This window comes from Halogeometricum rufum, assembly GCF_900112175.1.
Taxonomy (GTDB): domain Archaea; phylum Halobacteriota; class Halobacteria; order Halobacteriales; family Haloferacaceae; genus Halogeometricum; species Halogeometricum rufum.
This window is the reverse complement of record NZ_FOYT01000001.1, coordinates 123635-145126: the sequence shown is the minus strand read 5'-3', so window position 1 is coordinate 145126 and position 21492 is coordinate 123635. Positions and strand designations below refer to the sequence as shown.

The window sequence follows — 21492 nt, the reverse complement described above, 5'->3', positions numbered from 1 at the left end:
AAGTCTTGAGGTTAGAGAAGGTCATAGAGACCTAGTACCATACCCGAGTCAGCGCTCGTCGAGGGTCCGACGGAGGAGTTCGCGCTCGTTGTCGTACGTGAGCCTGTCGCAGGCGTCGGCCGGCGCGAACCAGGTTCGCTCGTCCACCTCCGCGTTCGCCCGGAACGGCCGCTCTCTGACGAGCGACATCCGCCAGAAGACGACGACTTTCGGTCCGGCCGCGACGTCGTACTGCAAACGGCCGGCGACGGGTCCGAGTGCCACGTCGCACTGGGCCTCCTCGGTGACCTCTCGAAGCGCCGTCTCCACCAGCGACTCGCCGGGTTCGACCGTTCCCTTCGGCAGCACCCAGTCGTCGTATCGCGGTCGGTGGAGGACGCACCGCCGCCCGTCGTCGCGTTCGAGGACACCGCCGGCGGCGAAGACGACCATCGCGTAGTCGTCGGACGGACGCGGTAGTAAACGTTCGGCCCCCGCCGACGATACACAATTTTTACGGCCGATATTAGTATAATTCATAATCTCGGCCACCGAACTTAACCCGCTCACTCCGGTACACTGGGATGCTTAGTTCGACTATGTTCCGTCGAAAGTTCATCAAGGCGACAGGTGCGACGATGCTCGGAGGCGCGCTGGCGGGCTGTTCGGGCACTTCGAGTGGAAACACGGAGACAGGTGGCGGCGCCACGGAGACGACCAGCGGCGCCGACACGACGAGCGAAGACACCGGCACGACGAGCGACGGTACCGGTACGGAGAGCGACGACCTCGGCGACCTCGACAGCGAAATCCTCGACGACGACCCGGAGGGGCTTCAGGTCGCAAGCGAGGAGCTCTACGAGGAAGCGAGCGCCGTCGGTCTCCGCGGGACCGTCGAGAACACGGGCGACGTGCCCTACGAGTCCGTCGAAGTCGAAGTGACGCTGCAGGACGACCAGGGCGAAGTCCTCTACGAGTTCATCGACGAGACCGAAGAGGAGCAGATGCAGACGCTGGAAGCCGGCGCCGAGTGGGAGTTCGACGTCGTCTTCGAGGAGGCGAAGATGAACGAAGTGCGGAAGTACACGGTCGAACTCGACGGCGACCGTGCCCAGTCGGCCGACGACGAACCGGTCGGCAACGAGACCGGTAACGGCACGGCCACCGGCACGAGCATGAACGAGACGACGACGACGAGTTCCTAAGCCGACGCGACTTCGGTGCGACACGACCGACGCGCGGGCCTTCTCGTTCCCAGCGTGTCACACACTTCTGCGACCCGTTCGACGGGGAGCGACGCATCTCATGTCCGGCAACGATGCAGTCGCATCCGGCAGCGACAGGTCCGCGTCCGACAACGGTGCAGTCGCGTCCGACGGCGACGGTCCGCCGGTCGAGGCGGTCAGAAGTCGTCCGGCGGCGCGAGTCCGTCGTCGTCGGCGTCCAGCGGGTCCGCCTCGGGTTCGACGCCGTCTTCCTCGTCGAACAGGTCGAACTCGCGGCGGACGTCGCGGATGCGGTCGCGGATGTCCGCGGCGAGTTCGAACTCCAAGTTCTCCGCGGCCTCCTGCATCCGTTCTTCGAGGTACTCGACCTGTTCGCGCGCCTCGTCCTCGTCGGTCGGTTGGTCCGTCGAGGACCGCGCGGACCGCGACTCGCTGCCGGGGAGGTTGGTCTCGCCGACGTCCTTCTCGATGGTCGTCGGTTCGTGGCCGTGTTCCTCGTTGAACTCCCGCTGAATCTCGCGGCGACGCTGGGTCTCCTCGATGGCCGCCTTCATCGAGTCGGTCGTCTCGTCGGCGTAGAGGACGACTTCGCCCTCGACGTTTCGGGCCGCCCGCCCCATCGTCTGGATGAGCGTCGTCGTCGACCGGAGGAAGCCCTCCTGGTCGGCGTCGAGGATGGCCACCAGCGAGACTTCGGGGATGTCCAGTCCCTCGCGCAAGAGGTTGATGCCGACGAGCACGTCGATGTGACCGAGCCTGAGGTCGCGGATGAGTTCGTGTCGCTCCAGCGTGTCGGTCTCGTCGTGCATGTACGCCACGTCGACGCCGGCCTCTTCGAGGTACTCGGTCAGGTCCTCGGCCATCCGCTTCGTGAGCGTGGTCACGAGCGTCCGTTCGTCGCGTTCGATGCGTTCGTCGATGCGGTCCATCAGGTCGTCCACCTGCCCCGTCGCGTCGGCGAGTTCCACCTTCGGGTCGACGAGGTGGGTGGGGCGGACGATCTGCTCGGCTATCTGCTCGGAGTGCTCGCGTTCGTAGTCGCCGGGCGTCGCGGAGACGTACAGCGTCTGGTCGGTCTTCTCCTCGAACTCCTCGAACGTCAGCGGCCGGTTGTCGTACGCCGTAGGGAGGCGGAACCCGTTCTCCACGAGCGAGTCCTTCCGCGCCTTGTCGCCCGCGAACTGGCCGCGAATCTGCGGGAGCGTCTGGTGGGACTCGTCGATGACCGTCAGGAAGTCGTCCGGGAAGTAGTCGAGGAGCGTGTACGGCGGGTCGCCGGACTCCCGGTTCGACATGTGGACCGAGTAGTTCTCGATGCCCGAACAGTAGCCCGTCTCCTGCAGCATCTCGATGTCGAACGTCGTCCGCTCCTCGATTCGCTGGGCGGCCACGAGGTCACCCTGCCGTTCGAAGTAGCGGACGCGGTCGTGCATCAGTTCCTCTATCTCCGAGATGGCCTGTTCCAGTTGGTCCTCGGGGATGGAGTAGTGCTCCGCCGGGTGGATGATCACGGCTGGTTCGGTCGACTTGACCTCGCCCTGTAGCGGGTCGAGCTTCTGCATCCGGTCCACCTCGTCGCCCCAGAACTCGATGCGGACGGCGTAGCGGCCGTACATCGGGAACACCTCGACGGTGTCGCCGCGGACGCGGAACGTCCCCTGCTGGAAGTCCACGTCGTTTCGCTCGTAGTTCAGGTCCACGAGACGGGCGAGCAACTCGTCGCGGTCCATCCGGTCGCCAACCTCCAGTCGGAGCGACATGTCGGTGTAGTTCGACGGGTCGCCCAGCCCGTAAATGGCCGAGACGGACGCGACGACGACGACGTCGTCGCGGGTGAGGAGCGACCGGGTGGCCGAGTGGCGCAGGCGGTCTATCTCCTCGTTGATGGACATGTCCTTGTCGATGTACGTGTCCGTCTGTTCGACGTACGCCTCCGGTTGGTAGTAGTCGTAGTAGGAGACGAAGTACTCCACCGCGTTGTCGGGGAAGAGGTTCTTGAACTCCTCGTACAACTGCGCGGCGAGCGTCTTGTTGTGCGCGATGACGAGCGTCGGCTTCTGTACCTCTTCGATGGTCCAGGAGACGGTGTTCGTCTTCCCCGACCCGGTGACGCCGAGGAGCGTCTGCTTCTCCATCCCCTCCTCGAACCCGCGGGCCAACTGCTCGATGGCGTCGGGTTGGTCCCCGGCGGGGTCGAACGGCGCGTCGACGCGGAACTCGCGGTCCACCTCGGGATGGTCCGGGGTCAGGGCGCCGCCGGAACCGGACGTATCACTCATCGTTCGGTCAACGTGGCGGAGGCACTTTAGCCGCGCGGTGGTGGAACCGTCTCGCCGGTCACAGCGGCTGAGCGGGGGTGCAGGGAGGGAGACGGAAAAGTCGCTCGCCGATATAATTAACCGAATACATTCGCTCGATTTTAGTGGATGAGCCTGTTTCAATCATCTTCGACGGAGAGCGAGAACGAACTCGAACAGACGGCAGACGACGTCGCACAGAGCGTCGAGACGAACGTCGAGGAAGACGTCGAGGAGGCGAAGGGCAGCGACCTGTTCCTCTTCGGGGCCGTCGCGTCCATCCTCTACTCGATGTACCAGTACTACGTGAAGGGCGACACCGAACGGGCCCTGTTCGTCGGCCAGTGGCCGCAGACGATACTCGCCGTGGCCATCTACCTGCGCCACCGCCGAGACGACGACTGAACGGGTGCGGACGGTTCGTCGCGACGACCGGCCGTTTTTTGCTCGGAGCCGACCTCTCTTCTCGCATGACGCGTGACTTACTCGAAGCGGCGAGCGACGACCTGACCGCGGCGGCGGAGGCGGCGGAAGGCGACCTGAGAGAACGCATCGAGGGACAGGCCGAGACGCTCTCGAAACTCGCGTCGGCGGACCGAGGCCCCGACCACGGCCGACTCGCCCGGCACATGAACGCCCTCGCGGAGATAGCCGACCAGTCCGACGGCGGCGTCCGAGAGAAGGTCGAGTCCGCCCGAGACAAGGTGTCGGAGTACCGCGAGGGCGTCGCGGGCGTCTGAGAGCAGTTCTCGAACCCCTCCGTTTCGCGTGGAGACTGAGAACGGTTCGCACGAACCGAGAAGCGACGAGAACGGGAGACTGCGTCGCGTCGGGAGTCGGTCACGGGGAGACGCGGACCGGAAACGAGGGGGTCGGCGGGCGGGCGTGTCGTCCTCGGCGACGCTGCCAAGCCTCGGGAGAGGACCCGGGTCAGCAGACGTTCTTCGGTTTCACGCCCATGCTCTCCAGCGTCTCGACGTAGTCGTCGTAGGCCGCCTCGACGACGGCGGCGGCGGCGTCGCCCGCGGCATCCCAGTCGTCGTCGCTCTCGCAGACGTCGTCGAGGGTCTCGACGACTCGGTCCCGTTCGTCCTCGACGGCGGTGCGGAGTTCGCGGAACTCCGCGGCGGCCTTGGGGTCGGCGTCGCCGACGAAGAAGCCGACCATCTGCCCGGCGTACTCGGCGACGACGAGGTACCGGCCGAGGAGGCCGCCGAGGCGGCCCGGCGTGTCGTCCTCGAAGGCGAGGCGGTCGTAGAGGGCGGGGTCGTCGCCCCGTTCGTAGCCGTCGGGTTCGACCGACTCGGCGTGGTCGCGCGTCTCCTCGGCCAGGTCCGCGAGGAGGGGGGCGGCGTCGCCGTGTTCGACCATCGCCCAGTCGTCCAACAGGTCGGCGGCGGCGTACTGGTCGTCCGCGGCGGCGGCCCTGACGGCGTCGGCTTCCATCTCCCCGGCGGTGAGGGCGTACAGGGCCTTCGAGGACCCGAGGCGGGAGAAGGCTGTCTCGTGGTCGTCGCGAACGCGGTCTGCGAGGTCGGTTCCGTCCATACCCCGTGGTACGACGCGTCGCCGCTTGTAGCCATCGTTGAGGTTCGACACCCGTAGCCATTTGACGGTTCGGCGAGACGACACGACCGTGAACGTCACGACCGCCCTCCGCGCCGGCGGCCGACTGCTCACGGAGCGGTCGGCGTCGGTCCTCCCCGTGTACCTCCTCGCGACCGGACTGTACGGCGTCGCCCGCGTCCCACTCGTCCTCGCCGGGATGGCCGCGTTCGCCCTCGTCGCGGCGGACGGCCGCCTCGGAGCCCTCCTCCGCGAACTCGACGGCCTCGACGCCGACTCTGTGGACCCGCAGTCCGTCTCGCCGGGACTCGTCGATGCGATGCAGAGTCTCGTCTCGGCCGACGTGCTGTTGCTGGTCGCCGCCGGCGTCCTCGCGTCGACGCTCCTCGCCGTCGTCGTCGCGGGCGCGGCGAGAGCCGCGACGCTCCACGCCGTCTTCGGACTGCTCCGCGACGACGACGGCGTCCGCGCCGCACTCGTCGGCGCGCGAAGCGACTGGCTCACCCTCCTCGGCGTCCGTCTCCTCCTCCTCGTCGCACTGGCCGCCGTCACGGTGCCCGTCGGCCTCCTCGGACTCGGCCTCGCGACCGTCTCCGCCGCGGCGGGAGTGGTCGCCCTGTTGCTCGGCGGTCTGCTGGCCATCCTCTTCGTGCTGGTCGTCGTCGCCCTGTTCGCGTTCGCCGAACAGGCCGTCGTCGTGGACGGAGTGGGCGTCGTCGCTGCCGTCCGCCGGAGCGCGGGGTTCCCGTTCCGCCGCCCCGAGGCGTTCGTCGGTTACGTCGCCGTCGCGTTCGGTGCCCTCCTCGTCACGGTGACCGTCGCCGGCATCGCTTCGCTGGCCGGGGCGACGCGCGTGACCGCACTCGTCGGGACGGTGCTGGTCCGCCCGGTACTGGACGGCTTCAAGACGGCGCTGTACGCCGAACGCGACCTGTCGAGCGCGGCGACGCCCGCGCTCCTCGACCGGGGTCGTGCGGCGTTCGGCGGCGGCCTGCGTTCGCTGGGCGCGTTCGTCCGCGACCACCCGCTGGCGAACCTCGGTTCGGCCGTCGTCTTCGGCGGCGGCGTCGCCGGCGGGTGGGCCGCCACCGCGCGGTACGACACGTCGCTGCCCATCCGGGAGGGCGTCGGCGAGGTGTTCGGCGCGTTCCCGGTGGGGACGTTCGTCAACCTCGCCGCGAACAACTGGCTCGTCGCCGCCGACACCGCCTACAGCGGTATCGCCGTCGGCGTGCCCGCGGTGGTGAACCTCGGCTTCAACGGCGTGCTCGTCGGCGCTCTCGGCGGCGTGTTCGACCCCGTCGCGTTCGCCGCCCTGGTCGCCCCGCACGGCGTCGTCGAGGTGCCGGCCCTCGTCTTCGGCGGCGGACTGGGCCTCTGGCTGGGCGGCGTCGGCTACCGCGCGGCGCGCGGGCGGACCACCGCCGACGGCGTCGCGGCGGCGGTGCGCCGCGCCTACCGCGTCCTCCTCGGACTGGTTCCGCTGTTCGTCGTCGCCGCGTTCGTGGAGGCGTTCCTCACGCCCGCCGTCGCGTCGTTCGTCCTCGGCGGCTAGGCCGCCTCGACGGACGCCGCGCTCTCACGAAATCGCGACGTCCGGTCGGCGGTGCGCAAAAAGTGGTCGGAGCCGCGGCGTCGAACCGCCCGAGGCAGGTTCGGTCGGCGCGTCCGAGTCAGTCGCCCTTCTCGATGGGCGCGCCGACGAGGTTGCCCCACTCGGTCCACGAGCCGTCGTAGTTGACGACTTCGTCGTAGCCGAGCAGTTCGTGGAGCGCGAACCACGCGATGGAGGAGCGCTCGCCGATGCGGCAGTAGGCGACGGTCGTCTCGTCGCCGTCGATGCCCTCGTCGCCGTACAGTGCGTCGAGTTCCTCGGCGGACTTGAACGTCCCGTCGTCGTTGACCGTCGCCGCCCACGAGATGTTCGAGGCGCCGGGGATGTGGCCGCCGCGCTGGGCCGTCTCCTGCAGTCCCGGGGGCGCGAGAATCTCGCCGGAGAACTCCTCGGGCGAGCGAACGTCCACGAGGGGCAGGCCCTCGTCGACGGCGTGTTGCACGTCGTCGCGGTACGCGCGGATGGACTCGAACGGCCCCTTCGCCGCGTACTCGACGGCGTCGAAGTCGGGGATCTCCTCGGTCAGCGGGTAGTCGTTCTCCAGCCAGTAGTCGCGGCCGCCGTTCAGGAGGCGGACGTCGTCGTGGCCGTAGTACTTGAACTGCCAGTAGGTGTAGGCGGCGAACCAGTTGGAGTTGTCGCCGTAGAGGACGACGGTGGAGTCCTCGGAGATGCCGTGACCGCCCAGCAGGTCCGCGAAGTCCTCCTTCGTGAGGATGTCGCGGGTGGTCTGGTCCTGCAGTTGCGTCTCCCAGTTGAAGCCGATGGCGCCGGGGGCGTGGCCCTCGTCGTACGCCTCCGTGTCCACGTCCACTTCCACGAGTCGATACGCCGGGTCGTCGGACTGGAACTCGTCGAGGTGGTCTTCCACCCAATCCGCCGAGACGAGCACGTCCTTCGCGTAACCGTCGGTTGACATTACGTACCCTTCTAGGAGCGCATCCGGCTTAATCCCCCCATCTACGGCGTGTACTGCCCATCATCGCGCCATGCGGACGATGTTGCCGCATTAATCGGGCGCGTCACGTCCGAGGACGCGGCGACGGCGGGCGAACACGGAACTGCGGTCGATTAGCGGCAAGGAATTCTTGTTTCTCGGACGTCCGGCGAACGACACTCCCACCAGCCGGGTTGAAGACGCCGGGGTGAATACGTCGTCGCATGTACGAGAACGTCGTCGTGTCGCCCGATTGGGTCGAGTCACGACGCGACGAGATTCGCCTCGTGGACGTCCGAGACGCGTGGGAGTTCGACGGCATCGGCCACCTCCCCGGCGCCGTCAACGTCCCGTTCGACGAGTTCCGGTCGTCCGAGGGCGACGAGGGGATGCTCCCCGGCGCGGACGCGTGGGAGTCGCTGCTGTCCGGGGCGGGCGTCGGTCCGGACGACCACCTCGTCGCCTACGACGACACTCACGGCGTGTTCGCCGCGCGCTTTCTCGTCACCGCGGAACTGTACGGCCACCCGCCGGACCGCCTGCACCTCCTAGACGGCGACTACAGCGCGTGGAACCGTGACCGGGAGACGACCACCGACGTCTCCGCGGTGACGGCGACGGCGTACGAGGTGCGCGACCCCGAGCGGTCGCCGCTGGTGGACTACGAGTTCGTCCGCGACAGTCTGGACGACCCCGACTGCGTGGTCGTGGACACCCGCGAGGACTGGGAGTTCGAGGAGGGCCACCTCCCCGGCGCGGTCAACCTCGACTGGCGGGAACTCGTGGACGACGAGACGCGCGGGCTGAAGTCCGCCGACGAACTCGAAGCCGCCCTCGCGGACGCGGGAATCGCCCCCGACAGACGCGTCGTCCTCTACTGCAACACCGCCCGGCGCATCAGCCACACCTACGTCGTCTTGCGCTCGCTCGGCTACGAGGACGTGGCGTTCTACGAGGGGAGCCTCACCGAGTGGGAGGACCGCGGCGGACCGGTCGAGACGGCCTGAGACGGCCGGCGTCCTCCGGAATCCGTCGGAGCGTCCGGCTCGTGTCGGACACGCGACGGCCTATCGCGCCCGCTCGGAACCGAAGCGGGTCGTCGACCGACCTGTTCGACCACCGGCGGACCGGCGTGGAGCCGGGGGCCCGACTCTCACCGAAGCTCGAAGACGTGGACCGGCCAGTCCTCCTCGTAGTCCAGCGCGGCCTCCTGCTCCGCGCTCGTCGGCTCGCGCACCGTGAGTTCGACCGGGTCGCCGATGTCGACGTCGGCGTAGTCGGCGGCCACGCGCCCGAGGAGGCGGCCGCCGTCCGCGAGTTCCACGACGGCGACCGTGTAGGGCGCGTCCGCCGCGAACGCCGGCGGCGGCGTGTGGACCTCCGTGTACGAGAAGACCCGCCCCTCGGGCGACTGCGGTTCGACGTCGACGGCGCGACTGCCGCAGGCGTAACAGGCAGGCCGCGGCGGCAACAGGACCTGTCCGCAGTCCGCGCAGACTCCGCCCAGGAGTTCGCCGTCCGCGAGGGCGTCGAAGAAACCCGGCAGCGTCCGCGGGTCGGTCGCGTCGAGGTCGGCGTCGGTCATCGTGCCTCCGCCTCCGTCGTCGTGAGCACGTGGCCGACGGTGACGGCGTCCGCGACGCCCCCCTCGTTGAGCAGGAGGGCCGTCTCGGCACCCTCGACCGCACGGTCACCCGCGGCCCCCGTGAGCTGTTCGTAGGCTTCGAGCGCCTGCAGGAGGCCGGTCGCGCCGATGGGGTGGCCCCGGGCCTTCAGGCCACCGCTCGGACTCAACTGCACGTCCGTCCAGCCGTCCGCTCGCTCGGCTGGTTCCCGGTAGCTCTGATAGCCCGTTCCCGAGGGGGCGAAGCCGGCGGCCTCCGCGAGCAACGCCTCGCAGACGGTGAAGGCGTCGTGGACCTCCGCGATGTCGACGGCCGCGGCGTCGATACCCGCTTCCTCGTAGGCCGTCTCGGCGACGACGCGAGCGCCCGCGATGTCGGTCATGTTCCGCTCTGCGACCGCGATGTTGTTCGCGGAGGCCCCGCTACCCGCGACGCGCACCTGCGGGCAGTCGAGGTCGGCCGCCAACTCGGCGGTCGTCACGAGGACGGCCGCGGCACCGTCACCGACCGGCGCGCAGTCGTAGAGCTTCAGCGGCGGGGCGACGGGGTCGGAGTCCAGAACCGTCGCCACGTCGATCTCCTTCGGGAACTGCGCTCGGGGGTTGCGAGCGGCGTTGGCGTGATTCTTCACCGCGATTTCGGCGAGGTCGCGCTCCGTGGCGTCGGTCTCGTGGAGGTACCGCTGGGCGAGGAGCGCGTACTGGCTGGGCGCGGTGACGCCGGAGCGCTGCTCGATGGCGCGGTCGAACGCAGCCGACAGCGCGTCCGTCGCGCCGCTGGTACCCGCGGACGTCATCTTCTCGACGCCGCAGGCGAGCACGGCCTCGTGCTCGCCGTTGCGGACGTCCTTGACCGCGTTACGCAGCGCGAGCGCACCCGCGGCGGCGCATCCCTCGACTCGTTCGGCGGGGACGTGACGGAGGCCGGCCCACTCGGCCAGGAGCGTCCCGTGCATTATCTGGTGTTCGTAGCTCTCCGACTGGTTGCCGACGTACATCGCCTCCACGACGTCGGCGGGGTCGGGCAGTTCGTCGAACGCCTCCGCGAGGGCGACCGAGAACAGGTCGCGACCCGGGAGGTCCGTGCGGCCGATCGGCGAGGCGCCGACCGACGCGATGACTGGCTCTGGCATTCGTCCCTACCACGGTCACGACGAGCCCTGTTATCTGTTCGCATTTTCTCGGCGGCTGAACTGTCGAGTCGTGGGAAACAGCTAAGTACTATCGTACGCGCTCCCGAAGTTCCTCGGGCGTCACCGTCGCCGTCGCACGAGTCGTCGACGGTCAGTCCGGGGATTCCTCGTCGTCCAGCAGAGATGACACGATGAGTCGCTTGATTCCGCGTCGGAGGAGGCCGCTGGCCGCGGGTTGAGAGATGTCCAAATCGGCGGCGACGTCGCCGAGCGTCGCGTCCCGCGGTTCTTCGAAGTACCCCGTTTCGAGTGCGACGAGGAGTGCGTCCCGTTGGCTGTCGGTCAACCCGGCGTCCGTCGTACCCAGGCTGGCGTACTCGTTCACGCGCAGTAATTCGATGTCGATGTCGTTCTCCTGTGCGTACTCCCAGAGGTGGACCAACTCCGTTCGCTCGGGTATCCACACCGTCAGTATCCAGGCGCTTCCGTCGTTCTCCATGTCGAGGATGACGCCGTTCGCCGCCGAGACTACCGGCGAGAGGACCTTCGCTTCGTCCGTGTACTCGAAGCTGTAGATTGCCTTCTCGTCTCTGGTTTCGCTGACGCGTTCGAACTCGGCGACGGTGCTGTCGTTCCGGAGTCCGTCTTCGAACTGGGAGAAGTCGGACGACTCGATGTGATAGAAGAACTTCCCCGACGTCGGGTCAGTGCCCGCTTCTGACACCGACTTGACCGTCGAGCTTCGGTCGTGATCGACCGTCTGTGAGAGCACGATGTCGGGGTGCTGAACCCGGACGACCGCTTTGATGTCGGTCATGTTCTACAGGGGAGTGGTGTGCAGTTTCGAATCTCGCGACGAGGGGTGTCGAGACGTTCGGTGACGATCGACGCGACACCGCTCGCTGCCGTGGTCGTAGCGGTGACCGTGTGGGGGCTTAACTGGGTCGGTCGCGATTCCCGGACACGACGAGACCGTTCACTCTCTCACGTCTCGTACGCGGCGGTCAGACCGGGAGAGTCGGGCGGGCGAGAATACACGCTACCTCCGAGTCGACGGTGTCAGCGCGTTCGTTCGGAGCGACGTCGGCGTCTCAGACGCGATAGTCGAACAGCCTCGCCCACAGTCGGTCGAACCAACTGCCGTCGAACGACGGGCTGACCCCGGCGGGGAGGTAGAGTTCTAATTCGGTGGCGCTGCCTCGGTCGTCGGCACGGGTTCTCTGTGCCATATACCCGAATAGAAGGCCCGTAACTGCATCGTTCTGTAGCTTATTCGTATAACCCGTTTATATAGAGTTCGCGAGAGGCCGGGATGGAGGACGCCGCGAGCGGGTTTCGGTGCGTGACCACCTCCGCTCGAACGAGCCCCGTGACTTCACTCGTCGTCGACGGGGACGGCGTGGAGTTCGCCGGTGAGCAGCGACGCCGTCTCGACGAACAGGCCGACGGCGAGGGGACCGGCGACGATACCGACGGCGCCGAGGGTGAGAGCGCCGCCGAAGAAACCGACGAAGTAGAGGCTGCCGGGGATGTGCGCCGTCTGTTGGGCGAGGCGCGGTCGGATGAGCACGTCCGGAAGCCACGCGACGACGGCACCGCCGACGAAGACGACGAGGAGTGCCGCCACCGTCTGCCCGATGGCGAGTTGGTACGCCGCCAACCCCGCGAGGAGGAGCGTCGGGCCGAGGATGGGGACGAACTGGAGGACGGCGGCGACGGTGGCGAGCGTGACGACGGCCTCGTAGCCGAGCAGGTAGAACACCGGCAGGGCGAGGACGAACGTCCCGACGGCCGTCGCGGCCTGCAGGACGTAGATGGCGAACAGCGTGTCGCGGGCGCGTTCGTTCAGGGCTCTGGCGGCCGGCTGGTACGACGACGGGACGACGGCGAGCGCCGCGCGCTGGGCTTTCTCGCCGTGGTAGAGCAGCGAGTAGACGAGGAAGACGAACAGCGTCGCCTTCACGAGAAGGACGGGCGTCGCCGCCGCCGCGGCCGTCGCCAGTCGCCGGAGGTACGCGACGGCGAACGTCGACACCTCCGCCAGCGTGAACCGGTACGTCATCCCGAACAGTTCGAAGACGACGTCCGAGGGGATGAGGTCCAAGAGCGACGCGAGCGCGTCGAAGCGGAGGTAGACGACGACGACCAACGGCGAGAGGACGAGGAGCGCGGCCAGAAGTGCCCCCACAGTCGCCACACCGCTCGCCACCCGGAACGACTGTCCGCGCCGGACCAGCGCCTGTCGGACCGGCCACAGCAGGTAGGCGACGGTGACGGCGAAGAAGACGGTGCCGAGGACGGAACGCAGGAGGAACGCGGCGGCGACGCCCGTGAGGACGAACAGTCCGCCGAACACGTACCGACGGTCGAGTGTCACGACCGGAGGTATCTGTGGAGGTACAAAGTCGTTCCTCCGAAACGCGGCGCGACGGTTCGACGCGGCGGTTCCGTCGACAGACTCGTCGCGCCTCTCCGTCGACGGACGCCCCTCGGCGCCGACGCCCGCAGTCGCTCGCGATGACACGCGTTAAGTATCACCGGGTGGAACTACTTGGTAATGAAACGACGCAGTTTCCTGACGACGGCGGGAGCAGGCGGCGTCGCGGCTCTCACCGGGTGTCTCGGCGACGGCGGCGCGACCACGGCGGACGAGGGCACGACGACGACGGGCGGCACGACGGCGAGTGAGACGGGGACGACGACGGGCACCGCCGGCGGGGAGACGCCGGAGTTGGTCGTCGCGACGTACGGCGCGTTCGTGGACGCGCCGAGTACGAGTCCCGGCCCGTGGTTGAAGGACGCCTTCGAGTCGGAGTTCGACGCGACGATTCGCTACGAGACGCCCGACAGCGAGGTGAACTACTACATCGAACGCGCCGCCCGCGGCGTCGACATCCCGTCGGACCTGTACGTTGGGCTGGACGTGAACATGCTCATCCGCATCGACGAGAATCTCGACGCCCCGCTCTTCGCCCCCGTCGACGGCCTCGAACGGCGCGACACGGTGAAGGAGTCGCTGGAGTTCGACCCGCAGGGACGCGCCGTCCCGTACGACACGGGCTACATCTGCCTCGTCTTCGACGAGACGTTCGGCGACGGCGACTTCTCCGCGCCGGCGACGTTCGACGGCCTGCTGGAGGACCAGTTCGCGGGCGACCTGTTGACCCAGAACCCCGTCTCGAGTGCGACGGGTAAGGCGTTCCTCCTGCACACCGTCGCGGCGAAGGGGCGCGACGGCTTCCTCGACTACTGGCAGGGGCTGAAGGAGAACGACGTGCGCGTGCTGGAGGACTGGTCCACCTCCTACACCGCCTACTCGAACGGGGAGGCGCCGATGGTCGTCTCCTACTCCACCGACCAGGTGTACGCCCACGACTCCGGCGAGGACCTGGCGAAGCACCAACTCCGCTTCCTGAACGACCAGGGCTACGCCAACCCCGAGGGGATGGCGATGTTCGAGGGCACCGACCGGCCCGAACTCGCTCGGACGTTCATGGACTTCGTCCTCCGGCCGGACGTGCAGGCGGAGATAGCCGTCCGCAACGTCCAGTACCCGGCGACGACGACGGCGGAGTTGCCCGAGTCGTTCGCCAAGTACGCGCAGGAACCCCCCGAAGCAGTCACTTTCAACTACGACACGCTCCGAGACAACCTCAGTGAGTGGACCAGCGCGTGGGAACGGCAGTTCGTCGGGAACTGAACGGGTGAGCGTCGCGGCACTCGCCCGAGGGGTCGAACGGCGGGCGCTGGCGTTCGTCGCCGCCGTGACCGCAGTCGTCCTGTTCGTCCTCTTCTACTACCCCGTCGGGACGGTGTTCGTCGACGCGGTGCGCGTCTCCGGCGAGTGGACGCTGACCCCCCTCGTCGAGGTGCTCACGTCGCCGTTCTACCTCGGCATCTTCCGGTTCACCGCGTACCAAGCGCTGCTCTCCACCGTCGCCTCCGTCGCCCTCGGCCTCCCCGGCGCGTGGGTGCTGTCGCGCTTCGACTTCCGCGGCCGGGAGACACTTCGCTCGCTCACCATCCTCCCGTTCGTCATGCCCTCCATCATGGTCGCCATCGGCTTCGTCGCGACGTTCGGGCAGAACGGGACGCTCAACCGCGCGCTGTCCGCCCTCGGACTCCCCGAGTTCACGATGCTCTACTCGCTGCCCGCCATCATCGTCGCCCACGCCTTCTACAACGCACCCCTCGTCACGCGCGTGGCGACGGCGGCGTGGGAGAGCGTGGACGCCTCCGCCGTGGAGACGGCCCGGACGCTCGGCGCGTCGCCGCGTCGCGCCTTCCTCGACGTGGTCCTCCCGCAACTGCTCCCCGCCGTCGCCGTCGGCGCGACGCTCACGTTCATCTTCACCTTCGCCTCCTTCCCCATCGTCCTCGCCCTCGGCGGCTTCCAACTCGCCACCGTCGAGGTGTTCATCTACTCGCGCGTCCAGAACCTCGCCTTCGCGGAGGCGGCGTCGCTGGCGGCCGTCGAGACGGCCATCTCGCTGGCGCTGACGTACGCCTACCTCCGCTACGAGGGGAGTCGCGCGTCGGGCAGTCGCGGCGCGCGCCCGCAGCGTCGTCGGTCGGTGTGGCCGTCCGCGCCGTCGCTCCCCGAACTCGGAACCACGCTGGCCGTCCTCGCGTACGGCGTCGTCGCCGTCGTGGTGTTCGTCGCCCCCATCGCGTCGATGCTCCTCGCCAGCGTCACCGGACCGCAGGGCGGGTTCACGCTCGACCACTACCTGTTCCTCGTCGAACGCCAGCAGACGGGGACGACCTATCAGGTTCGGCCGCTCTCGGCGGTCAGGAACTCGCTCGTCTTCGGCCTCGGAACGCTCGCTCTCGCCCTCCCGATGGGCGTCGTCACCAGCGTGTTGACGACGCGGGAGTTCCGCGGGCGGAAGGTAATCGACGCCCTCTCGATGGCACCGCTGACGGTGTCGGGCATCGTCGTCGGCCTCGGCCTCCTCCGGGGACTGGTGTTCGGCGTCGACGTGTTCGGCACCCGCGTGCAGGTGACGGGCGCGTTGGCCATCGTCGCCGCCCACGCCGTCGGCGCGTACCCGTTCGTGACGCGCAACGTCGCCCCCCTCCTCGGCGGCCTCGACCCCCGCCTCGTGGAGGCGTCGCGGACGCTGGGCGCGAGTCGCGTCCGCGCCCTCCTCGACGTGGAACTCCCTCTGGTCGCCGCGGGCGTCGTCGCCGGCGCGGCGTTCGCGTTCGCCATCAGCATCGGCGAGTTCGACTCGACGGTCATTCTCGCGGAGGGGTCGGCCAGTTACACGATGCCCGTCGCCGTCGAGCGCTATCTGGGACGGCGACTCGGCCCCGCCACGGCGATGGGCTGTGTCCTCCTCGTCGTCACCAGCCTCAGCTTCGTCGTCATCGAACGCTTCGGCGGTCGGACCGGCGAACGCGGCGGACTGTGACCGCCTGACTCGGCCGTTTCGGCCGTCTTCGCGACTGATACCGACCGGTTCCACTGCAGTCTCGACCGTCTCCGTCGAGTCCATCCCAATCGAACGCATGGACGCGAATCCGGCCACTCGAACGGCTCGAATCCGGCCACCGAGGCGGCGCGAACACGCCGGTCGGACGGTGCGGACGCGACTATCCGGACGCTGACCAGTCACAATCTCCACTCGAAACGAAGGGGTCGAACCGAGCGGGAGTTCGGACGCGCGACCAGCAGGAGTTTCCCCGACGCCTCGCTACCACGGCTATCTCGTTCACAGCGGGGCGTACCCATGCCCTACGACACTTCACCGGCCGAGACCGACCCGACCGCCGACCGAGACGCCTACTGGTTTCGGACCGCCTCGGGCCGTCGTCGGCGGCGAACGAGTTCGTCGAGGAGAACGCCGAGGTGGCGAATTCGTTCGCCGGCGACCGGGTGACGAAGCCCCGGTCCGAGGAGGTGCGGGTCCTCGCGCCGAGGGAGGCGACGGTGCTCCGAGACGGCAGCGACGTGCGCGGCGTCCACCGCGACGACGAGGCGGACCTGCACGCCGTCTCCGCCGTCTGCCCGCACATGGGCTGTCTCGTCGAGTGGAACGACGGCGACCGGACGCGGGACTGTCGGTGTCACGGGTCGCACTTCGACTGCGACGGGTCAGTGATAGACGGGCCGGTAGTAGGCGACCTGCCGACGGCGTCCGACGGCGACTGAGTCGCGAGGGTCAGGCGTAGCGCCGACGGTTCGTTAGGGCGCGACGTCGCCGGCGACTGAGTCGGAGAGTCAGGGCGCGACGCCGACGGTCAGAAGCGTCCCGAGCGTCCGGTAGCGTTCGACCATCGCCTCGCGCGTCTCCCAGTTCTCGGTGGGGAACGCCTCCGCGGGCGGAATCTCTATCTCCAGGTCCGGCACGTTGTCCTGTTCGGCGACGTAGAGGCCGGCATCGCGGAAGGCCTCGCGGTACTCCTCCCGGGACCACCGCGTCATCTCTATCGCGATGTTCTCCTGCCACGCGTGGGACGCCTCGTTCTCCTCGTAGTAGTTGACCGCGCAGAAGAACGTCCCGCCGGGGCGGAGGACCCGCGCGATTTCGGCGAGTGCGTGGTCGGGGTCGGCGGCGTAGTAGAACGCCTCCATCGAGAACACGTGGTCGAGACTGTCGTCGGCGAACGGCAGTTCGTCGAAGTCGCCGACGAGGAAGTCGACGCTCTCGTCGTCGGTGTACGACCGGGCGTTGCGCGCCATCTCCGGGGCGCCGTCCAGTCCGTACACGCGCCCCGCGTCCTTCGTCTCGCGGAGGGCGCGGCCGGCGTATCCGCTGCCGCATCCGAGGTCCAACACCACGTCGCCCGACTCGACGGGCATCCGCGCGAGGACGTGCTTGGCCGTGTGCCAGTGTCGCTCCTCCATCCCCTTGTCGCGGCCGTCGGTGGCCCACGCGTCGAACTCGTCTCTGACGCTCATACGGTCGGGTCGTCGCCGGACGACTAAACGTGACTGGATTCGGGACGCCGACCGGCCCGTCGCGTGCGGCGGGGCGGGGCAGAGAGTGCGCCGGACGGTTTATGCCGAGGCGTCGCAAGCATCGGGGCATGGTCGGAAGACGCCGCCGGTTCGCACTCGCGGACACGGCCCAACAGGTCGTCGGGGGGTTCCTGCTCGCGGGACCGTTCGTCGTCACCGAGGAGGTGTGGAACCTCGCGGCCAGCATGTCGGTCGTGCAGGGATTGCTCACCGCCGTCATCGTCCTCACCGTCGGGTACGGGGCGCTCTACAAGGCGGACGACAGGGACCCCGACCGGGAACGAGAACTCCTCGGCGTCCCCGCCCGGTTCGTCTCGCTCATCCTCGTCGCCTACCTCTCGGTGCTCATCCTCGCACTCGCGTTCGACGCGCCGGGGACGTTCCTCTCGGAGATGGCCGGCGACGCGGACACGTTCTTCGGGTTGAGCCTCCAACTCGACGTGCTGAGGGTCACGCTGAAGGCGGCGAGCATCGGTGCGGTGTTCAGCGTCATCGGCGCCGCGACGGCCGACAGCGTGTTCTGACTTCGTACTGTGAGAGCGCCGAGGCGGCAACAACCGAAGTGCGGACGGCAACAACCGAAGTGCGGACGGAACCGGCGACGGAGATGGCGACGCCGGAGGGGGGTTCGCGGTCCGCGAATCGCCGGATGCGACAGAGACTCACCCGCAGTCTTAAGGTTCCCCGGTCGGAGAATCTGGTATGGATTACACCCTCGCCATCGAGAACACGCCGGACACGATTCCCGGCGGCACGGGCATTCTTCTCCTGCATCCGAGCATCGGCGAGACGGACCGAATCGACACCGACTTTCTGAAGACCGACACCGACCACTTCCTCGTCGTCTCCACCCGGACGACGGCCCGCGAGGTAGAGCAGAAACTGGAACACTACGACGTGGACGAGTCCCGCGCCGTCATCCTCGACACGCTCTCGGTCGAACGTGGCTACTCCCGCCGCGGGTCCGACAACGTCCACTATGTCTCCGCGCCGGACGACTTAGACGGCATCGTCGAACAGACGCGCAACTTCCTCGAATCGCACGACGGCAAACTCCGGGTCAGCGTGGATTCGGTGACCGAGATGGCCTACTACGCCGACGTGGACGGCGCCTACGAGGCGACGAAGCGACTGCTCGACCTGTTGGACGAACACGACGCCGTCGGCCTGTTCCACCTCTCGAACGAGGTTCACGACGAGGCGACGCTCGAACGCTTCCGCGAACTGTTCGAGGGCGTCGTCGAACTCGACGTGGACGGCATCGTGACGAGCGACTTCTGAGGCGGGCAGAATCCGCGGGGCTGACCGGCAGTCTCAGACTTCGTCCGCGTCCGTGTCGGTGTCCGTCTCGAGTCGCTCGAACGTCTTCCTCGCCCAGCGGACACCGTAACTCGGGCCGTACTCGACGTACGCCTCCGTGTCGAGGGCCGCGAACGGTGCGGGCAGGTCGAGTCCGTGTTTGACGGCCGAGCAGGCGTACTCCGTCGCCTCCGCGAACGAGGTGTTCCCGCGGGCGACGGCGCGCGGTAGGGTGTCGAGTCGCCCCTCCAGTCGCTGGCCGGCGTCGCGCCACGCGTCGTACAGTCGCGGGTGGTCCGACTCCCACGAATCGAACGTCGGCCGCGTCTGGAGTCCGACCCACGCCTCGTACAGGGCCGCCGCTATCTGGTAGACGTCGTTCGGCGGGAGGGGAACCGCGGCGTCGAGTTCGCGGTACTGCTCGCCGAAGAACGGGAGGAACTGTTCCGGCACGCCGGCACCGAGTTGGACGAACGCCTCGGCGAACAGGAAGTCCAGAAAGTCCGTCGGCGTCCCCTCCGCGCGTTTCTTCGCGACGACGCACGGCGGGACGGTCTGTCGCGTCCAGACGACGGTACCGTCGCCCGGCATCCCGATGGTGAAGTCGCCGCCCGCATAGCGGACGAGGAGTGCGGGCGCGTCGTCCGGGAGCCAGTCGGCCGGATACGTCGCCGGGTCGAGCGAATCGACGAGGAGACCCAGGTCCTCCGCCGCGGCGGGCGGGATGGTCTCGAAGTCCGCCGCCGCCGAGAGGACGAGGGCGTCCGGGGCGTGTTCGTCGCGGACGGCGGCGACGTCGTCTGCGAGGTCACGGGATTCGAACATGGACGCGGTTCGAACCGCGCCACCTTCAGCGGTGCGTTCGCGTTCGCTGGTCAGTTCGCGTCCGCCGACCAGTTCGCGTCCGCCTACCGGTTCGCGTCCGCCTACCGGTTCGCGTCCGCCTACCCGAACGCGAGGACGGCGAGGAGTGCGATAGCGAGAAACGCGGCGACACCGACGGTTCCGATGACGATCTTCGTCGCTTGGCTCATACTGTCACGCAGAGAGTGCTGGCGCTTAAAGGCTTCAATATCGGCCACCGTCGTCCCGACCGGCGAGGACATCACTCGCATTCGAGTTCACTTCGGGTTCGAGTGGAAACGGAGGGGTTCGCGGGGCGCAGACGGCCCGAACGCGGAGAGTCGACGCCGGAACCGGCGGTCGGTTGGCCGCGTCGGTCCGGTCCGTCGGGGCGTCGCTCAGTCGGCCGCAGAGCCGACGTTCGACTCCCGGGCGACGCGAAGCCACTCGCCGCTGTAGTACCGCGCCCCGTTGACGACGGCGCGGGCGTACATGTCGGCGAGGATGGCCGCGTAGACGGCCGGGAGCGCCCACCCGAGTCCGGGGGCGACGGTGACGCCGAACGCCGAGACGGCGAACCCGACGGGGAGTGCGGCGAAGGCGACGGGGAGACGGACGACGTACGTCCCGAGCAGACCGCCGTAGAACGGCCAGCGGGTGTCGCCCGCGCCGCGGAGGGCACCGCGCATCGTTCGCGAGACGCTGAACCCGGCCACGCCGAGGCCGAACACGCGGATGAACGTCGTCGTGAGAGCGACGTTACCCGCGCCGAACACCTGCGCCAGTGGCTCGGCGGCGAGGAAGATGACCGCCGCGATGAGCAGTTGCGTCACGAGGGCGATGCGGAGCGTCTGCCAGCCGTACTCCGTCGCCTCGGCGTCGTCGCCGCCGCCGACCGCCTGTCCGACGAGCGTCGAGGCGGCCGTGGAGTAGCCCCACGCCGGCATGAGCGCCAGCAGCATCACGCGCCGACCGATGGCGTACGCGGCGACGACGTCGGTGCCGAGGACGCCGAGGACGAACAGAAACGGGAACCGACCGAACGTCCGGGAGAGCCGCGTCCCGGCGAGGGGGAGACCGACGCGGACGATTTCTGCCACGACGCCCCAGTCCCACTGCTTGCCGCCGAGGCGGAGTCGCACGTCCCACCGCCCGGAGGCGAGCAGTCCGAAGAAGATGACCGCCGCGAGCGTGTTGGCGGCGACGGTGCCCCACGCCGCGCCTTCGACACCGAGTGCCGGCGCGCCGAACAGGCCGAAGATGAGGACGGCGTTCAGCGCGACGTTCGTCGGGAGCGTCAGCAGGCGGACGTACATCGGCGTCCGGGTGTCGCCGACGCCCGCGAGAGCGCGGGCGGCGATCATACTCCAGAAGCGGAACGTCACCGACAACATCACGATTCGGAGGTACGCGCTCCCGAGTTCGATGGCCGCCGGGTCGTTCGTCAGGAGGTCGATGAGCGGCGTCGCGTACACCCACCCGGCGGCGGTGATGGGAACGGAGAGGAGAATCGAGAGCCACAGCGACTGCTTCACCGCGAAGTCCGCGGCGTCGTAGTTGCCCGCGCCGACGACCCGCGAGACGACGCTGATGGTACCGCTGGTCAGCGCGAGGGCGAGTCCGAACGGGATGAAGTAGTACTGAAAGCCGAGTTCGAGTCCCGCCACCGCCGCCTCGCCGAGTGCGAGGCTCACCATCAGGAAGTCGGCGATGCGGAGCAGCGTCCGCATCCCGCCGGTGACCATCACCGGAACCGCGAGGTCGAACGCCCGCGACCCCTTCTCGCGGTCCACCAGGCCGAGGCGGGCCAACAGCGCGGGGAACCACATCAGGGCGTCGTGGGCGCGACGCTGGAGGGACGATGCCATCGTCGAAAGGTGGGACTTCGGCCGCCTATTGGTTCAGCAACCGGCGGATAGCACCGGTACCGGGGGGATTGGAGACGGGTGCGGGAAGTCGAGTCGGCCGAGCGACCCGGTTCGAGTGGAAACGAAGGGGTAACGCGG

The 21492-nt window shown here is 68.4% G+C and carries 23 protein-coding genes; 10 read left to right on the top strand and 13 right to left on the bottom strand.

The annotated features are described in order from the left end of the window. Positions 1 to 48: 48 nt before the first annotated feature. Entirely contained in the window at positions 49 to 432 is a 384-nt protein-coding gene (locus tag BM310_RS00715; protein ID WP_089803833.1) for an NUDIX hydrolase, read from the bottom strand. A 131-nt stretch (positions 433 to 563) separates the two neighbouring features. On the opposite strand from BM310_RS00715, the gene BM310_RS00710 reads away from it, so the two are divergent. Further along, positions 564 to 1184: a DUF3426 domain-containing protein gene (locus tag BM310_RS00710; RefSeq protein ID WP_089803832.1), complete on the top strand. Its 621-nt coding sequence runs from the start codon at positions 564 to 566 to the stop codon at positions 1182 to 1184. Positions 1185 to 1381: 197 nt separating this feature from the next. Here BM310_RS00710 and uvrB read toward each other — a convergent pair whose 3' ends face one another. Beyond that, complete coding sequence (uvrB, locus tag BM310_RS00705) at positions 1382 to 3484, bottom strand: excinuclease ABC subunit UvrB (protein WP_089803831.1); 2103 nt, start codon at positions 3482 to 3484, stop codon at positions 1382 to 1384. A gap of 147 nt (positions 3485 to 3631) precedes the next feature. Here uvrB and BM310_RS00700 point away from each other — a divergent pair, with 147 nt between their 5' ends. Beyond that, complete coding sequence (locus tag BM310_RS00700) at positions 3632 to 3907, top strand: hypothetical protein (RefSeq protein ID WP_089803830.1); 276 nt, start codon at positions 3632 to 3634, stop codon at positions 3905 to 3907. A gap of 65 nt (positions 3908 to 3972) precedes the next feature. Continuing rightward, positions 3973 to 4242: a DUF7553 family protein gene (locus BM310_RS00695; protein ID WP_089803829.1), complete on the top strand. Its 270-nt coding sequence runs from the start codon at positions 3973 to 3975 to the stop codon at positions 4240 to 4242. A 190-nt stretch (positions 4243 to 4432) separates the two neighbouring features. Here BM310_RS00695 and BM310_RS00690 read toward each other — a convergent pair whose 3' ends face one another. Next, positions 4433 to 5050 carry a transcription antitermination protein gene (locus BM310_RS00690; RefSeq protein ID WP_089803828.1) on the bottom strand — a complete coding sequence of 206 codons (618 nt, stop codon included), beginning with the start codon at positions 5048 to 5050 and terminating at the stop codon, positions 4433 to 4435. 88 nt (positions 5051 to 5138) lie between these two features. On the opposite strand from BM310_RS00690, the gene BM310_RS00685 reads away from it, so the two are divergent. Then, on the top strand, positions 5139 to 6623 hold the full coding sequence (locus tag BM310_RS00685) for a stage II sporulation protein M (protein WP_245778409.1): 1485 nt from the start codon (positions 5139 to 5141) through the stop codon (positions 6621 to 6623). Between the two features lie 118 nt (positions 6624 to 6741). Here the strand turns inward: BM310_RS00685 and BM310_RS00680 are convergent, their stop codons facing one another. After that, positions 6742 to 7602, bottom strand: coding sequence for a sulfurtransferase (locus BM310_RS00680; RefSeq protein ID WP_089803827.1), 861 nt, complete (start codon positions 7600 to 7602; stop codon positions 6742 to 6744). A gap of 242 nt (positions 7603 to 7844) precedes the next feature. Here BM310_RS00680 and BM310_RS00675 point away from each other — a divergent pair, with 242 nt between their 5' ends. Next, positions 7845 to 8627, top strand: a complete 783-nt coding sequence (locus BM310_RS00675) for a sulfurtransferase (RefSeq protein ID WP_089803826.1) — start codon at positions 7845 to 7847, stop codon at positions 8625 to 8627. Positions 8628 to 8773: 146 nt separating this feature from the next. On the opposite strand, the gene BM310_RS00670 is transcribed toward BM310_RS00675, so the two are convergent. From BM310_RS00670 to BM310_RS00655, 5 genes are all read right to left on the bottom strand, one after another. Next, the gene (locus tag BM310_RS00670; protein ID WP_089803825.1) at positions 8774 to 9205 is read right to left on the bottom strand and encodes a Zn-ribbon domain-containing OB-fold protein; all 432 of its coding nucleotides are present in this window, start codon (positions 9203 to 9205) and stop codon (positions 8774 to 8776) included. Next, positions 9202 to 10377 (bottom strand): thiolase C-terminal domain-containing protein, encoded by a 1176-nt coding sequence (locus BM310_RS00665; RefSeq protein WP_089803824.1) that lies wholly within the window; start codon positions 10375 to 10377, stop codon positions 9202 to 9204. Before BM310_RS00665 ends, BM310_RS00670 begins: the two co-directional genes overlap by 4 nt. A 151-nt stretch (positions 10378 to 10528) precedes the next feature. After that, positions 10529 to 11194, bottom strand: coding sequence for a helix-turn-helix domain-containing protein (locus BM310_RS00660; protein ID WP_089803823.1), 666 nt, complete (start codon positions 11192 to 11194; stop codon positions 10529 to 10531). A 274-nt stretch (positions 11195 to 11468) separates the two neighbouring features. Next, on the bottom strand, positions 11469 to 11606 hold the full coding sequence (locus tag BM310_RS21135; RefSeq protein WP_177232495.1) for a hypothetical protein: 138 nt from the start codon (positions 11604 to 11606) through the stop codon (positions 11469 to 11471). 146 nt (positions 11607 to 11752) lie between these two features. Further along, positions 11753 to 12754, bottom strand: a complete 1002-nt coding sequence (locus tag BM310_RS00655; protein ID WP_089803822.1) for an AI-2E family transporter — start codon at positions 12752 to 12754, stop codon at positions 11753 to 11755. Positions 12755 to 12934: 180 nt separating this feature from the next. On the opposite strand from BM310_RS00655, the gene BM310_RS00650 reads away from it, so the two are divergent. The 3 genes from BM310_RS00650 (at position 12935) to BM310_RS21680 (ending at position 16534) form a co-directional block, all read left to right on the top strand. Then, a complete protein-coding gene (locus BM310_RS00650; protein ID WP_089803821.1) occupies positions 12935 to 14077 on the top strand; it encodes a thiamine ABC transporter substrate-binding protein in 1143 nt (380 codons plus the stop codon). Between the two features lie 4 nt (positions 14078 to 14081). Next, positions 14082 to 15794 (top strand): ABC transporter permease, encoded by a 1713-nt coding sequence (locus tag BM310_RS00645; RefSeq protein ID WP_089803820.1) that lies wholly within the window; start codon positions 14082 to 14084, stop codon positions 15792 to 15794. Positions 15795 to 16231: 437 nt separating this feature from the next. After that, complete coding sequence (locus tag BM310_RS21680; RefSeq protein ID WP_245778408.1) at positions 16232 to 16534, top strand: Rieske 2Fe-2S domain-containing protein; 303 nt, start codon at positions 16232 to 16234, stop codon at positions 16532 to 16534. Positions 16535 to 16603: 69 nt separating this feature from the next. Here the strand turns inward: BM310_RS21680 and BM310_RS00635 are convergent, their stop codons facing one another. Then, complete coding sequence (locus tag BM310_RS00635) at positions 16604 to 17284, bottom strand: class I SAM-dependent methyltransferase (RefSeq protein ID WP_089803818.1); 681 nt, start codon at positions 17282 to 17284, stop codon at positions 16604 to 16606. Between the two features lie 128 nt (positions 17285 to 17412). Between BM310_RS00635 and BM310_RS00630 the strand changes: the two genes are divergently transcribed. Beyond that, positions 17413 to 17868, top strand: a complete 456-nt coding sequence (locus BM310_RS00630; RefSeq protein ID WP_089803817.1) for a DUF2391 family protein — start codon at positions 17413 to 17415, stop codon at positions 17866 to 17868. A gap of 178 nt (positions 17869 to 18046) precedes the next feature. Then, positions 18047 to 18625, top strand: a complete 579-nt coding sequence (locus BM310_RS00625; RefSeq protein WP_089803816.1) for a DUF7090 family protein — start codon at positions 18047 to 18049, stop codon at positions 18623 to 18625. A 33-nt stretch (positions 18626 to 18658) separates the two neighbouring features. Here BM310_RS00625 and BM310_RS00620 read toward each other — a convergent pair whose 3' ends face one another. The 3 genes from BM310_RS00620 to BM310_RS00615 form a co-directional block, all read right to left on the bottom strand. After that, positions 18659 to 19468: a DUF7089 family protein gene (locus tag BM310_RS00620; RefSeq protein WP_089803815.1), complete on the bottom strand. Its 810-nt coding sequence runs from the start codon at positions 19466 to 19468 to the stop codon at positions 18659 to 18661. A gap of 119 nt (positions 19469 to 19587) precedes the next feature. After that, positions 19588 to 19677 (bottom strand): hypothetical protein, encoded by a 90-nt coding sequence (locus BM310_RS21905; protein WP_006055598.1) that lies wholly within the window; start codon positions 19675 to 19677, stop codon positions 19588 to 19590. A 207-nt stretch (positions 19678 to 19884) separates the two neighbouring features. Then, positions 19885 to 21354 (bottom strand): MATE family efflux transporter, encoded by a 1470-nt coding sequence (locus BM310_RS00615; RefSeq protein ID WP_089803814.1) that lies wholly within the window; start codon positions 21352 to 21354, stop codon positions 19885 to 19887. Between the last annotated feature and the right edge of the window lie 138 nt (positions 21355 to 21492).